The sequence below is a fragment of the Desulforamulus profundi genome (assembly GCF_002607855.1).
In genome coordinates, this window is record NZ_AWQQ01000049.1 from 103,794 (window position 1) to 118,644 (window position 14,851).

General features: G+C 51.2%; 13 protein-coding genes and 5 pseudogenes. All 18 read right to left on the reverse strand.

Annotated elements, in window-relative coordinates; all coding sequences use genetic code 11:
• Positions 1–23 precede the first annotated feature (23 nt).
• Positions 24–926 carry a dipicolinate synthase subunit DpsA gene (gene dpsA / locus P378_RS08890; RefSeq protein ID WP_099082993.1) on the reverse strand — a complete coding sequence of 301 codons (903 nt, stop codon included), beginning with the start codon at positions 924–926 and terminating at the stop codon, positions 24–26.
• Between the two features lie 110 nt (positions 927–1,036).
• Positions 1,037–1,832, reverse strand: a pseudogene (gene dapB / locus P378_RS08895) (4-hydroxy-tetrahydrodipicolinate reductase).
• Positions 1,833–2,064: 232 nt separating this feature from the next.
• Complete coding sequence (locus tag P378_RS08900; protein ID WP_099082994.1) at positions 2,065–2,334, reverse strand: YlmC/YmxH family sporulation protein; 270 nt, start codon at positions 2,332–2,334, stop codon at positions 2,065–2,067.
• Positions 2,335–2,347: 13 nt separating this feature from the next.
• Complete coding sequence (locus P378_RS08905; RefSeq protein ID WP_099082995.1) at positions 2,348–2,689, reverse strand: hypothetical protein; 342 nt, start codon at positions 2,687–2,689, stop codon at positions 2,348–2,350.
• A gap of 232 nt (positions 2,690–2,921) precedes the next feature.
• Positions 2,922–4,188, reverse strand: a pseudogene (locus P378_RS08910) (M16 family metallopeptidase).
• Between the two features lie 138 nt (positions 4,189–4,326).
• Positions 4,327–5,069, reverse strand: a pseudogene (locus tag P378_RS08915) (polysaccharide deacetylase family protein).
• A 147-nt stretch (positions 5,070–5,216) separates the two neighbouring features.
• The gene (locus P378_RS21465; RefSeq protein WP_238473061.1) at positions 5,217–5,636 is read right to left on the reverse strand and encodes a cell wall hydrolase; all 420 of its coding nucleotides are present in this window, start codon (positions 5,634–5,636) and stop codon (positions 5,217–5,219) included.
• Positions 5,633–5,941, reverse strand: coding sequence for a peptidoglycan-binding domain-containing protein (locus tag P378_RS21470; protein WP_238473062.1), 309 nt, complete (start codon positions 5,939–5,941; stop codon positions 5,633–5,635). Before P378_RS21470 ends, P378_RS21465 begins: the two co-directional genes overlap by 4 nt.
• A 186-nt stretch (positions 5,942–6,127) precedes the next feature.
• Positions 6,128–8,357 (reverse strand): annotated as a pseudogene (locus tag P378_RS08925) (polyribonucleotide nucleotidyltransferase).
• 147 nt (positions 8,358–8,504) lie between these two features.
• Entirely contained in the window at positions 8,505–8,774 is a 270-nt protein-coding gene (gene rpsO, locus P378_RS08930) for a 30S ribosomal protein S15 (RefSeq protein WP_099082996.1), read from the reverse strand.
• An 88-nt stretch (positions 8,775–8,862) separates the two neighbouring features.
• Positions 8,863–9,084, reverse strand: a complete 222-nt coding sequence (locus tag P378_RS08935) for a hypothetical protein (protein WP_099082997.1) — start codon at positions 9,082–9,084, stop codon at positions 8,863–8,865.
• 12 nt (positions 9,085–9,096) lie between these two features.
• Positions 9,097–9,327, reverse strand: coding sequence for a hypothetical protein (locus P378_RS08940; RefSeq protein ID WP_099082998.1), 231 nt, complete (start codon positions 9,325–9,327; stop codon positions 9,097–9,099).
• Positions 9,328–9,449: 122 nt separating this feature from the next.
• Positions 9,450–10,387: pseudogene (locus P378_RS08945) on the reverse strand (bifunctional riboflavin kinase/FAD synthetase).
• A 109-nt stretch (positions 10,388–10,496) separates the two neighbouring features.
• The gene (locus P378_RS21475; protein WP_238473063.1) at positions 10,497–10,712 is read right to left on the reverse strand and encodes a PUA domain-containing protein; all 216 of its coding nucleotides are present in this window, start codon (positions 10,710–10,712) and stop codon (positions 10,497–10,499) included.
• A complete protein-coding gene (gene truB / locus P378_RS08950) occupies positions 10,676–11,428 on the reverse strand; it encodes a tRNA pseudouridine(55) synthase TruB (RefSeq protein WP_238473064.1) in 753 nt (250 codons plus the stop codon). Before truB ends, P378_RS21475 begins: the two co-directional genes overlap by 37 nt.
• Positions 11,412–12,401: a DHH family phosphoesterase gene (locus tag P378_RS08955; protein ID WP_099082999.1), complete on the reverse strand. Its 990-nt coding sequence runs from the start codon at positions 12,399–12,401 to the stop codon at positions 11,412–11,414. The genes truB and P378_RS08955 overlap by 17 nt, the downstream gene beginning before the upstream one ends.
• Complete coding sequence (gene rbfA / locus P378_RS08960; protein ID WP_099083000.1) at positions 12,398–12,754, reverse strand: 30S ribosome-binding factor RbfA; 357 nt, start codon at positions 12,752–12,754, stop codon at positions 12,398–12,400. The genes P378_RS08955 and rbfA overlap by 4 nt, the downstream gene beginning before the upstream one ends.
• 38 nt (positions 12,755–12,792) lie before the next feature.
• Positions 12,793–14,851: translation initiation factor IF-2 (gene infB, locus P378_RS08965; RefSeq protein WP_180261038.1), on the reverse strand; the 2,059-nt coding region annotated here is incomplete at its 5' end.

Sequence of the window (14,851 nt, forward strand, 5' to 3'; positions counted from 1 at the left end):
CCGCACCTCCGCAAGCCATTCCTTTATTGTCCGTTTTTCCGTACCAACTCCTGCGCTAAAAGGGAAGGTATCACCTTCGACAAGATTTGACCGGCGGTTTTCGGCGCCACCTTGCCTGGCAGGCCGGGCGCCAGCAGCGCTTTAATGCCAAACCTTGCCGCGGCTTCAAAGTCTGTGCCGCCCGGCGGGGAAGCCACATCGATGATTACTGCGTCCTCCCTTGCCTTGCTTAAAACGCTGTTGCTTAATACAACCGCAGGTACCGTGTTAAAAATGATCTCCGCCCTGGAAATTGCATCCGGCAGCTCTTCAAAGGATAAAGGCTCCATCCCCATCTCATAGACCCTGGCCCGGTCAGCAGGCGACCTGGTTACCACAGTCACCCTGGCCCCCATGCCATGGAGCAGCCTGGCAATGCTGGCTCCGGTGCGGCCAAATCCCAACACAAAGGACTTGCTGTTGTGAATGGTAATGGCCGTATTCTCCATGGCCATCTGAATGGCCCCTTCCGCCGAAGGAATGGAATTCAGGATGGCCACTTCATCCAGGTCCAGCACAGTGATCAGCTTTACATTGCTTCGCTGGACGATTTCCTTCAGCTTTGGCCGGGCGAACCCCACAAAAATGGGGGCCTGGGGAGGCAGCTTAACCAGTAACGCTTCAGAAAGTGCCAGAGGCTTCTCTTCATATACAGAATAAAGATTACCGTCTTCCAGGATGCCTGGTACCGGCAATATGACTGCCTGAACATCTGCCAATGCTTCTTCCAATCTCTGGTAATGGATTACATGCGGGGGATCTTGTTTAACCGGCAGGCCAACGACCCTTACATGTGCACCCAGGCGAGATAAGGTAGAGACCAGCACAATTTCCCTGGCGTCACCACCCAGGACAGCCACCTTCACCCCATTTAAATCGGGCTGCATGATGTCCCCTCCTCTCAACCATCTATTACACACTACATGATATGAGTTACCGGAGGGGGTGGTGCTTGTACGTACGGTCTTAACGGAGGTGCGGGAAATACCATATTTAGTTATTCAAACAGTATATTTTCCAATCCATAAACTAGACGGTCCAGCGCCATCACCTTGCGTACAGCCAGGATAAGGCCCGGCATAAAGGACTCTCTGGAAATGGAATCATGCCGGATGCTTAATGTCTGGCCAATGCCGCCAAAAATTACCTCCTGGTGGGCTACGAATCCGGGCAGCCGCACACTGTGGATGCGCATGCCTTCAAAATTGCCGCCCCGCACCCCTTCAATCTTCTCAAATTCACTGGGCATGCCTGGGACATCCGGCCTCTCACAGCGGCAATGGATTCCGCCGTTTTCACGGCAGTCCCCGACGGCGCATCCATCTTCTGGTCATGGTGCAGCTCGATAATTTCCACATGGGGAAAATATTTGGCGGCTTCCGTGGCAAATTTTATCATTAATAAGGCACCAATGGCAAAATTGGGGACAATCAACCCCCCAATTTTTTATCGGAGGCCATCTGTACAAAGCGTTCAATTTCACCGGCGTTCATGCCGGTGGTCCCTACTACCGGTCTTACACCGGCCTGCAGGGCCAGTTCAATGTGCCCCTGCACCACACCGGGGCGCGTAAAGTCAACCAGCACATCGGGTTGAACTTCCCGAAACACCTGCTCCAGGTCATTGGAAATCGCGACGTTTATATCCGGCTTGCCGATGTATGTACCAATGGCACTGCCGCTATCCCTGCTGTCCACTGCCCCTACCAATTGCATTCCTTCTGCCTGCGCCACCGCTTTGCAGGATTCCTGTCCCATTTTACCCACTGCGCCTGCAACAACAACCTTTATCATTAGACCACCGCCTTTGTGATTTGTACCTGTGTTTTTATGCAGAATTGTTGCATTTTATTATCCATTACCTGATTTGCACTTGTCAAGTTCCATATAACCGGAGGGTCATCCGTGCCTGACGTTTATGAGCAGGCAGAGGATTGTTTACTGAATAGTATGAAATGTTAAAAGTTTATTACTCATCATGATTGCTTCAGGAAAGCATATAAAAAGAACCCCGGAGACGGGGTTCCTAATAATTGTATTTTTGAAAAACCGGATTGCACTGGTCCATTTCAACAATAATGACTTCTTCACCGATCTTGCGGATACTTTCCCAGGGGATGATCATTTGCTGCTTATCCATCCACATGTTGATAAAATTGCTCCGCCTGGGTAAGATAATGGAGCAAATGGCCCCGGACTCAACATCGATGGTGACATCGGATTCCCCGATCACGCCAAGGCGGGCGCCATTGTTAATATTCACTATTTCTTTGCCCACTAATTCACACAACCGCATGGCCAACCCTCCCTTACCTGAATGTAAATCTCTTCAAACCTCTCATGAAACGATTGAAAAAGGGACTGATGATCGCCAGGAGAAAGGATATGGCAGCCATCGGCTCCAGGCTGACCACAGAAACGTTTACCCTGGAAGGTACATCAATTTCTAAAAAGGTTGTCAGCATCACCAGGGACAAATAAATACCGCCGGCAGTGCCAACCAGCCCCGCCAGAGACTCAGAAATGGGCGAGGCCTTACTTTCCCCGATGGCATCCCATTCTTTACGGTAGCGTTTTATCCGTATGCGTTCCCTGATGGAAAACACCACCAGCAAAGCTGCCAGCAATCCCACAAAAATACTCCCTACCAATATTCTCCACCTCCCTGCTAAATAATATGAAGGCGGTGGACAAATATTCCGGGTAAACAAAAAATCCACTATTGAAAGGGACTTCCTGATATGAACATGTGATTCGAATTGGCAAGGTACTATTGTTATCCTTAGAGAGCGACTTTGCGGAGCCTGGAGCGACCGGGGATAACAATAGTACCTCCCCCATGTTTGTCACAACCAAAAATCCCCTGTTGCCAGGGGAAGTTTGCTAGTCTCTTAAGGTATCCAGAACGGCTTTTAACTCTCCGCAATCCTGCCAGGGGCCAATGGCGGCCATGGAGAATTTGTCCGGTTGGAATAACTCCGAAGCCACCCGCACGGTGTCCTCAACGGTGACCCGGTTGAGCTTTTCCACAATTTCTTCCGGGCTGTACACCTTGCCCAGGTACAGTTCAGACTTACCAAGCCGGCTCATGTGGGTGTTGACACTTTCCAGGGACAGTAAAAGGTTGCCTTTCAACTGGTCTTTGGCCCGTTGCAGTTCTTCCCTGGACACCCCGTTCTTTTTGATTTCCCGGATCTCTTTAAAGATCAGCTCCATAGCCTGGTTTACATTTTGCTTGCTTAAGCCGGCATAAACCCCAAAGATACCGGTATCGTAGTAAGAGCTGTGGTACGAATAGACCGTATAGACCAGACCCCGTTGTTCTCTGATTTCCTGGAACAGCCTGGAGGACAACCCCCCACCAAGGATGGTATTGATTACCTGGGCAATGTAGACCAGATCATTGTCCAAACTTAATCCGGGGCCCCAATCACCATATGTACCTGTTCTGTTTCTTTGCTGCGGCAGTTTACCTGCACGGTGGGACTGGGCTTTTGCAGCTGCCTGCTAATGCCCTCACCGGTCAAGCTGCCAAACAGCGGGGACAGTTTCTCAACCACCTGCCGGTGTCTTATATTCCCGGCCACAGAAATAACCATCCGCTTTGGCGTATAGTGATCCTTCATATAAGAACGGAGATCCTGGTAGTTAAAACTGCATACCGTGTCCGAAGTCCCGATGATGGGTCTGCCCAGAGGGTGACCGGACCAGATGGTTTTGGCGAACATGTCATGGACAAGTTCATCCGGGGCATCCTCGTACATCTTGATCTCTTCCAGGATCACATTTTTTCCCGCTCCACATCCTGCTCGGAAACTTTGGAATGGAACAGCATATCGGTCAGAATGTCCACCGCCAGGTCAAAATGTTCATCCAGCACCTTGGCATAATAGCAAGTATACTCCTTGGTGGTAAATGCGTTTAACTGGCCGCCCACAGCATCCAGTTCTTCGGCGATTTGTTTGGCGGTCCGGTGTTTGGTGCCCTTAAACAACATGTGCTCGATATAATGGGAAATACCTGAGGTTGTATCACTCTCATCCCGGGACCCGACATCTACCCATATTCCCAAAGCCACGGAACGGACATGGGATACCTGTTGTGTAAGGATTCTTACTCCATTTGGTAGTACTTCTTTTTGGTAAAACATTACAACACCCCCTGGAAGCGCAATTAACCAGTCTTTTCGCCAATAACTCAGAAAATCCTTTAAAAATTTAAGAATCTCTAAAAGTATGGCTGCAGAAAATTTAGATCATTGTAAGTATACCCCGAACCGGTAAGTCTATTAATTTTTCACATTCTCTTTCCTTTGTTCCGCAGGGAGGTTCTCAATCATTTCTCCCACCGTCACAAATTCATAACCCTCTTTCTTCAACTGCTTGATGATTACCGGCAGCGCCTTTACAGTGGGAGCCGTCGGGTGCATCAGGACAATGGAGCCGTTATGCGCTTTATCCACCACCCGTCTGACAATGACGTCCGGCGAGGGGCGCTGCCAGTCAATGGTGTCAATACTCCAGAGAATAAAGGTATATCCCTGTTCCTCGGCGGCCTTAAGGACCGTCGGTCCCCTTTCCCCGTAGGGTGGTGCGTACAGCTTGGGCCGCTTGTTAATGGTATCATAAATCAGCTTTTCCGCCCTTTGCATATCCCTCAGGTTGCCGCTTTTGGAAAGCCGGTCGGGATGGGGGTGTGAATAGCCGTGTGAGCCGATTTCATGGCCTGCGGCGTCCATTTTTTGAGCAGTTCCGGAAAATCCCTCACCCAGGTGCCGCCGGCAAAAAAGGTAATCTTCACCTGCTGGTCTTCCAGCACTTCCAGCATCTTGGGGATATACTCTTCTCCCCAGAAAACATTGCAGGTCAGGGCAATCTTTTTTTCTTGATCGCTGCCCTGGTAAATGGGGGCAAGCACTCTTTCGTATTTTTCACGGGTGGCCAGGATCCCCAGACTAATGAAGAACAGGATGATGAAAAGCCACAGAATCACTTTATAAACCGGGCCCCTGCGAATGTACAGTATCCTCATGATTATTCTCCCCCTAAAAAAATTACTCTTTCCAATCTCTATGCCAGCAGGGAGAGGAATATTTCTACAAACCGAAATGGCAGGCCCCGGTCCGGAAAAGGCAAACCCCCTCTTTTAATCGAGGGGGTTGCTCTAAATAGTCAGGTTTTAGTAGGCAAACACATGTCTACCAATTTGGTTAATAATTGGGCGAGTCCAAACCCATTTACTGGTGGCGGTCTGCGGGTTCCAGTAGTAGAGAGCTCCGCCCGTAGGGTCCCAGCCCTTTACAGCCGCATTGACAGCCCGGAAAGCAGATTGGTCGGGCGGCAAATAAAACTGCCTGTCATGTACGGCTGTAAAGGCCCAGGGCTGAAAAATGACGTCCTGAACAGTATTGCCGAACTGTCCGGACTGTAACCTGTTTAAAACCACTGATGCAACGGCAACTTGTCCCGTAAAGGATTCTCCCCGGGCTTCGCCGTGCACCACCCTGGCCAGATCATAGAGGTCCTGCCGGGAAAGGGGCAGATTGCCTCGGGAAGCGGCGTTTGCCGCCTTAGGACGCTGTGCCTTGTTGCCGCTCACCTGGCAATAATGGCGTTGGCGGTGTTTTTACCAACAATACCGTCTACCTTTAAACCATTACGCCACTGAAAATTCTTGACCGCACTAAAGGTTTGCCAGCCGAACTTGCCGTCCAGCTTGCCGACGTTATATCCCAAATAACCCAGATTCTTTTGCAGTTGTAAAACATCGTAGCCCACTATACCGTACTTCAAGGTTCTGTCCCCCAGGTAGGCCTCGGCATGACTGAAGGGAACCGCCGTCAGGAAAGAAACCAGCAAAAACAATACAATGACCGACATTAATTTACCTTTACGAATTGCCATCACCTCTTTTAAGAAAAGCTTGTATATAAAGGCACAATCTTATTTTACCTATTCCTTAGGAGTTTTGGCAAAGAGTGTATCCGCTTCTATATCCAGATAACCTGGAACCAATCTCATTAACAAAAACATAGCCGGTAAACGGAAGTTAAATCAATGGTTAACTCCGGTTTACCGGCCAATGTGATTTTATTCCTTGGTAACCTTTGGACGGCTAAAGGGTCTGCGTTCCCTTCGTTCCCCCCGTTCCCCTTTATCATCGGGGGCTTCTTCATGCGCCAGGCCCAAATCCCTCATGGCTTCCTTTTTGGACAGCTTCAGGCGGCCTTGATGATCGTAGCCAATGGCTTTGACGGTGATGACGTCTCCTTCCTTCACCACGTCTTCGGTTTTTTCAACCCGCTGGAAGGCCAGCTGTGAAATGTGGACCAGGCCTTCCTTGCCCTGCAGTCCCATGACGCCGGGAATGACCTCTACAAAGCAGCCAAAATCGGTGCAGCGGGTAACCTTGCCGTTGTATAACTTGCCCACTTCGACCTCGGCGGTAATGGCTTCGATAATTTCCAAAGCCCGTTTGCCCTTTTCCCGGTCAACGGCGGCGATAAAGACCCTGCCGTCATCTTCAATATCAATATTCGCACCGGTTTCTTCAACCAGCTTCTTGATGATCTTGCCGCCTGGTCCGATCACGTCCCTGATTTTATCGGGATGAATGCTGGTACGAATGATGCTCGGAGCATACTGGGAGATTTCCGGTCTTGGTTCCGGCAGAACATCCAGCATTTTGCCCAGGATAAACATACGCCCCCGGTTTGCCTGTTCCAGCGCCTGTTCAAAGACATCCCTGGTGATGCCGGGAATCTTGATATCCATTTGCAGGGCGGTAACGCCCCTGGCGGTGCCGGCTACTTTAAAGTCCATATCCCCCAGGTGGTCTTCCAGACCCTGGATATCGGTCAGGACGGTAAATTTGTCTTCCTCCATAATCAGCCCCATGGCCACGCCGGCCACCGGAGCCTTCAAGGGTACCCCTGCATCCATCAGGCCAGCGTGCTGCCGCAGACACTGCCCATGGAGGTGGAACCGTTTGATTCAATGGCTTCGGAAACCACCCGGATGGTATACGGGAACACCTCTTCGGACGGGATCATGGGTTCCAGTGCCCGCTCCGCCAGCGCGCCGTGTCCGATTTCCCGGCGCCCCGGAGACCGCATGGGCTTGGTTTCCCCGGTGCTGAAGGGCGGGAAATTATAGTGGTGCATATATCGTTTAGTTTCTTCCAGGCCAAGGCCGTCCAGAATTTGTTCTTCACTGATGGAACCAAGGGTTGCCACCGACAAAATTTGTGTCTGGCCCCTGGTAAACAACCCTGTACCGTGGGTCCGGGGAAGCACACCCACTTGGACGGAAATGGGACGGATTTCATCGATGGCCCTGCCGTCAATGCGCAGTTTATCGTGGGTGATAATCCTGCGGACGACTTTCTTTTCGGCCTTTTCAATCAGCATGTTGACTTCTTTGGGGTTGTCCGGGTATTGTTCCAGGAAAAATTCCTGCAAGCCGTTGAGAACCTCATCCATGTAGCTTCTCTTTCCTTCTTGCTCAAGTTTTCTCTGGAACAATGGAGTACCGCCTCGCGAATGGCTTCTTCCGCCTTGGGCAGAATGGCATCTACCAGGGTGGCATCCAGTTCCGGTTCCGGAATTTCCATTTTTTCCTGGGCCAGGCCCATGGCCAGGGCTTCGGTCCGGAAGTCCTCAATGAATTTTACAATTTCCTTGACAACTTCGTGACCAAACATAATGCCTTCGAGAATTTGATCTTCCGGCACTTCCTTGGCGCCGGCTTCCACCATCATGACGGCATCGTCGGTGCCCGCCACCACCAGGTGCATATCACTGTTTTCCGCCTGGCGCACCACCGGGTTCACGACAAACTGGCCGTCTACCCGCCCTACAATCACGCCGCCAATGGGCTTTTTAAGGGGAATCTTCGAGATATGTAAAGCAGCAGACGCGCCGATCATGGCGGCAATTTCCGGTGCATTATCCTGGTCAACGGATAATACGGTGGCCACCACCTGGACCTCATTCCGCATGTGTTTAGGGAACAGCGGTCGGATGGGGCGGTCAATCAGGCGACCGGACAGGATGGCCTTTTCACTGGGCCGCCCTTCACGTTTAATAAAACCGCCGGGAATTTTTCCCACAGCATAAAGTCTTTCCTCATAGTCCACTGTAAGCGGGAAAAAGTCAATGTCCCTGGTATTCTTCGCCACCGTTGCGGTGACCAGGACCACGGTCTCCCCGTATGTTACCAATACGGCGCCGCTGGCCTGCTTGGCCAATCTGCCTGTTTCCAGGGTGAGGGCTCTGCCCCCCAGGGAAATCTCCCTGATTAATACTGGATTCTCTGACACTCTTTCTACCTCCACAACTCCAAGTTCTTGACAAATCTTAGCACTTCGACATTTTTATTAGTATTTCCTTCTTACTACATGAAAAATACAGATTGCCGTCTCACTGACCCCTATATAAAACAAAAGTGGGCGAACAGCCCACTTTTACTACTTGCGCAATCCCAGTTTTTCCAAAATGGCACGGTAGCGGTCGAAGTTACGGTCCCGCAGGTAATTGAGAAGAGCACGACGCTGGCCAACCATTTTTAACAGGCCACGGCGGGAATGGTGATCCTTTTTAAAGGACTTCAGGTGCTCGGTTAATTGATTGATACGTTCGGTCAGAAGAGCAATTTGCACTTCGGGAGAACCGGTATCGCTCTCATGGGTTTTAAAGGTTTGAATAATTTCATTCTTTCTTTCTGCAGACAATGCCACGATGTTCACCTCCTTATTCTGATAATCCCTGTTATCCAAGACAACCGTCGGAGTGAACGAATTCCCTAGATAACAGTTCCTGAGAATATTATTTCCCAATTATGGTAATCACCAAGCGACCGTTTTCAATATCTTTGGCAACAATATCAAACATACGGCCTGATTTGGCGAAAAACCCCCTGAATCGGGTGGCTGTCGGTATGCGACCCGGAATCCCTCTGGCTGCGGTGAGAATATCAGCACTGGTAATTTTATCCTGACGCAAATCCTTTAGCCTCTTGCGAGCGTGCTCGGTGATGATAATCCGCATACATCACTCCGCTCAGCAGCTGCGAGATTGATAGGTCCGGTTTTCATCCTCTTCCTGGGCCAAAAAGGCATAAAGGGCATCCTGGAAGGCTGTAATTCTTACATTGTCCATATTGGATTTAACATAGAGAGATTCCAATTCACGTTTGAGGGATTGAAACTCTTCGCTTACACAAATCAGTGCGATGTGATTAAGCCAGCGTTTAACCTCCTCTTCAGGAGTATCATATCTTGGATACCCCACGGACAACGTCTCCTTTCGTTATGATCTCGGGACGTATGCCGCATTTATTGTAGCATAAGTGCTGCCATAAGTAAATGTTAGGTAATATTAAATATATTAGGGAGACCCGTCCATTATTCGATTTACTCCGGATGGTCAAATCTGGCACTTTGCACATCGGCCTGGATTTGATTAACCAGGTCGGTAATGGAGGAAAACTTTCTCTCGTCCCTCAACCTGCGAACATATTTCACTTTTATTTTCTTCCCGTAAATGTCGCCACAGAAATCCAGCAAATGAACCTCAATGTTGATTCGTTGATTGATGCCGTTAAAGGTAGGCTTGGTGCCCACATTGCTACGCCCAGATAGGTCTCACCGTCCATATCCACATGGACACTGTAAACCCCTCTGGCCGGCACCATCATACCCGCCGGGCAGTCAATATTGGCCGTGGGAAAGCCCAGGGTATTCCCCCGCCGGTCCCCCAGGACAACCGTCCCCTCGGTAAAAGGATAGTAGCCCAGCAGTTTTTGGGCGGCGGCCACATCTCCCTCCGCCAGTTTGTTTCGAATTAAGGTGCTGCTGACCACCTGGCTGACCACCTTCACCGGTGGAATAACGCTCAACGTATAGCCGCACTCCTCCGCATATTTCCAGATGGTTTCCGGGTTGCCACGGCCCCTGTGGCCGAAGGAATAATTGTAGCCTACCACGATGGCTTTGACATTTAATTGCTTTACAAGCACGTCTTTAATAAATTCCTCCGGACTCAGTTGAGCAAAGTTCAGGGTAAAGGGCAGCAAAATCAAGATATCGACACCCAGTTCCGCCATCATTCGCCGCTTTGCTTCCTGGTCCAGCAGCATGGGCGGCGCCAGTTCGGGTTTCAGTACCGCCATCGGATGCGGGTGAAAGGTTAATACCGCTGCCGTTCCATTGTTCCGGCGGGCAATTGCCACTGCCTCCCCGATCAGCCTTTGGTGACCAAGGTGGATACCGTCAAAATTCCCCAAGGCGACGGTGATATTCGGATACCTGTCTTTAAGCCCGGTAAGGCTTTCGTAAACGCGCAATTTCAATGACCCCCTGCCAGTCGAACAATCCGCCCTTTATAATATAATACCTCTCGACATTTTGGTAAACCAAAAAATTATTTACGAAATATATGTAAAGGTAAGGAATAAGCTTTTAGGAAGCAAATACAACCTCCGGTTTATAAACCAGCCGGCTGGTTTCCTGCTGCCCATCTAGAACCGCCTGGAAAATCCCTAACAGTTGCTGGTCAACCTGTACCCGCACCAAATCACCCGGGGAAACTTCCCCGGACCTGGACCGAATTCCCGAGGGATATAGGGTGGCGCCGGAAGTTACGGATTTTTGAGCGGTGGGAAGGATCTCCACCACCGGCAAATGCTGTACTGCCTGTACCATGGGTATGGTAACTTCCGCACATTGTTTTTCCTCGCTAATTTCGCCAGCGTTTCCAGGGTAACGGTGCTCTCCAGGCCAAAGGCGCCCACCCGGGAGCGCAGCAAAAAGGACATATAGGCGCCACACCCCAGTGCCTGGCCAATATCCGAGCACAGGGTACGCACATATGTCCCCTTTGAACAAGTGCAATCAAACAAAATACGGGGGTGAGGTGTTTGCCAGTCCCAGCTGTCAATGATTTTCAGGTCGTAGATTGTGACCACCCGGGTGGGAACCTCTACGGTCTTGCCTTGACGCTCCAATTCATAAAGACGCTGCCCCTGCACTTTAATGGCGGAAGCCATCGGGGGGACTTGTTCAATACTGCCTAGAAAGGAAGGAATCACCTCTTTAAACTGCTCAAGGGTTACCCGGGATGCGTCCTGATATGCCAGAATATCTCCAAAGGCATCCTGGGTTGACGTGGCGATACCCAGGGTGATCTCGCCCCGGTAAGTCTTGTCCCCCTCCGTGACAAATCTGGCCAATTTTGTGGCTTTGCCCAGGCAGACCGGCAGCACTCCTGCGGCGCCGGGGTCAAGGGTACCGGTATGACCGCATTTTTTGTTACCGGTAACCCTGCGAACAAAGGCAACCACATCATGGGACGTCATGCCAGGGGGTTTTAAGACGTTAAGGATGCCGTCCATCGGAACCCTCCCGGAAAAATTCTTTTACTTCCTTGAGAACCAGTTCTCTTGCCTGTTCCAGCGGGCCCTCTACGGTACATCCGGAGGCCCGTACATGACCTCCACCACCAAATTTTTTTGCTAAAAGATTGACGTCGACCTGGTATTTAGACCGAAAACTTACTTTAACCCGCTGTTCATCCAATTCACGGAATACGATGGCCAGTTCGACCCCTTTGATTTTGCGGGGGTAATTAATGAGGCCTTCGATGTGCTGGCCACTGGCCCCCGCCGACTGTACCATCTCCCTGGAGATACTCATCCAGGCTATTTGACCGCAATCACTGACTTCCAGCGTACCCAGGGCGGCTTCCAGCAGTCTCAACAAGACCAGGGGCTGTTCCCCAAAGATGTAGTTGGACAGGCGGGAAACCGGCACCCCGCATTCCAACAGCCGGGCAGTCTTGGCGTGGGTCTCGGAAGTTGTGTTTTCATAGCGAAAGGACCCCGTGTCGGTGACAATGGCCGTATAAAGATTGATGGCCAGATCCAGATTTAAATCGATCTGCAACAGGTCCAGGAGGTCCATAATAATTTCTCCGGTGGCTGCGGCTTCGGTCCGTACATAATTGTAATGTCCGAAGGGGTGGTCATTTACATGATGATCAATGACCGCCACGGGCAGCCCGTTCTTCACGAAAGCATGCAGGGCTGAACCCAAACGATCGGGCACCGAAAAATCCACGGCAACCAGCAAATCATAGTCTCCCTCTGGTACCTCCCCCACAATCACCGTTTCCACGCCCGGCAGAAAATGATAGAGGTCCGGTACGGGGTCCGAGCTGACGAGGGTCACCTCTTTGCCCAGCCGCTGCAGGCCCAGCCCCAGAGCCAGTACGGAGCCCAGGCTGTCCCCGTCAGGCATGACATGACCGCATAGCAGAGGCCGCTGTGCTTTTTTAATGACCTCTGCCACTGCCATTAGGTTATTCATGGGCGTTTTTCCTCCTGACGGTTAATCTCACGGAGGAGCTCCATGATGCGAGTACCGTTGTCTAACGAGGTATCTAATTTAAAGATGATTTCCGGTGCATGCCGGACCTTGATTCTGCGGCCGATTTCTGAACGCATGTAGCCGGCGGCTTTCTGCAGCGTGCTTAATGTTTCCGCCCGCTGGTCTTCGGAACCCATAACACTGATAAAAATTTTAGCAAAGCACAGGTCCTTGGTAACTTCCACCCCGGTGATGGTGACAAAACCCACCCTGGGGTCTTTTATTTCATTTCTCAGTAAGTCTGCTATCTCTTTTTTAATGGCTTCAGCGATACGTTCCGGTCGGTGTGACATGCTACACACCTCCTGTGTAATTTAAGTTCTTGGATAATCTATGCAAGTTCCCGTTTAATGGTTTCTACGGTGAAGGCCTCGATGATATCTCCTTCCTGGATGTCGTTAAAACGATCAATGGTGATGCCGCACTCATAACCCTGAGCCACTTCTTTGGCATCGTCTTTGAAACGTTTCAAGGAGTCCAGTTTGCCTTCATGAATGACAATCCCGTCGCGAATGACCCGGATTCCCGAATCCCTGGTAATCTTGCCTTCGGTTACATAACCCCCGGCAATGGTGCCAATTTTGGAGGCCTTGAAGATCCTTCTGACCTCCACGTGTCCCAGAATGACCTCTTTAAATTCAGGATCCAGCAGGCCGCTCATGGCCTTCTTGACATCATCGATTACCTCATAAATAACGCGATAGAGGTGAATGTCAATTTTTTCTGCTTCGGCTATCTTTCTGGCATTGGCATCCGGGCGAACGTTAAATCCGATGACAATGGCATTGGAGGCAGAGGCCAGCATAATGTCGGTTTCATTGATGGCGCCAACCCCGCTGTGAATAAGGTTCACCTTGACCTCATCGGTGGTCAGCTTCTCCAGGGCCTGGGCCAGCGCTTCGATGGATCCCTGTACATCGGCTTTCACAATGATGGGCAGTTCTTTGATCTGACCCTCCTGGATGTGTTTAAACAAATCATCCAGCGAGATTTTGGTCGTAGACTTAAGAATTTCTTCTCTCTTGCGAATTTGCCGTTTTTCCGCCACTTCTCTGGCCAGCTTTTCGTCTTCTACCGCCACCAGGATATCCCCGGCTTCCGGCACATCGGACAGACCCAGGATTTCCACCGGTGTACTGGGACCGGCCTTTTTCACCCGGCGGCCCTTATCATCGATCATGGCCCTGACGCGGCCGGAAACATGACCCACAACAATAGTATCTCCCACATTTAAGGTGCCATTCTGGACCAGGACGGTGGCTACGGGGCCTCTGCCCTTATCCAGTTCAGCCTCCACAACGGTACCCCTGGCCTGGCGGTTGGGGTTGGCTTTCAGTTCATGCACCTCGGCCACCAGCAGGATCATTTCCAGCAGGTTATCCAGGCCGGTACGGGCCTTGGCGGATACAGGAACGGCAATGACATCGCCCCCCCAGTCTTCCACCACCAGTTCATGCTGGGTCAGTTCCTGCTTTACTTTGTCCGGGTTGGCGTCCGGTTTATCCATTTTGTTAATGGCTACAATAATGGGAACATTGGCGGCCTTGGCGTGGTTAATGGCCTCCACCGTTTGGGGCATCACCCCGTCATCGGCGGCCACCACCAGAATGGCGATATCCGTAATTTGTGCGCCACGGGCCCGCATGGCCGTAAAGGCGGCGTGACCCGGCGTATCCACAAAGGTGATTTTCTTGCCGTTGTGCTCCACCTGGTAAGCGCCGATATGCTGGGTAATACCCCCGGCCTCACCGGCGGTCACATTGGTCTCCCGGATGGCATCCAGCAAAGAGGTTTTACCATGGTCAACGTGACCCATGATGGTTACCACCGGTGGACGGGAAACAAATAGAGAAGGATCATCCTCGGGCTCAGCCATCACCAGGGCCTCTTTATCCACCGCCACTTTCAGCTCCGCTTCCACGCCAAATTCACCGGCAATCAGGGCAGCGGTATCAAAGTCAATCTCCTGGTTAATAGTGGCCAGAATGCCCAGGCCTAAAAGTTTTTTAATGACTTCCGCCGCAGTCTTCTTGAGCTTTTCGGCCAATTCCTGAACCGTAACGGTTTCACCGATCTGAATGGGTCTCTTATCCAGTACCGGCGGCGGTGCAGGATGTTCCTGTCTCCTTCTGGGTTTTTGCTGGCGGTGTTTATTCAGTTTGGTACTTTCGATGCTATTGTCAGCCCACTTACCGTCTTTCTCATAATTTTTACGGCGGTCACCCTTGGTTTTATCCGGCGCCTTGGTAGGCTTCGGCTGGGCAACCTGCTCCGGCGGTTTTGGAATTACCGGACCCGCATTGCGCGCCCCGCCCCCCGGTCGTCCTCCCTGGGGCGACCTGCCGCCGCCGGCGGGACGATCTCCATAGGGTGGTCTGCCGCCGCCGGCA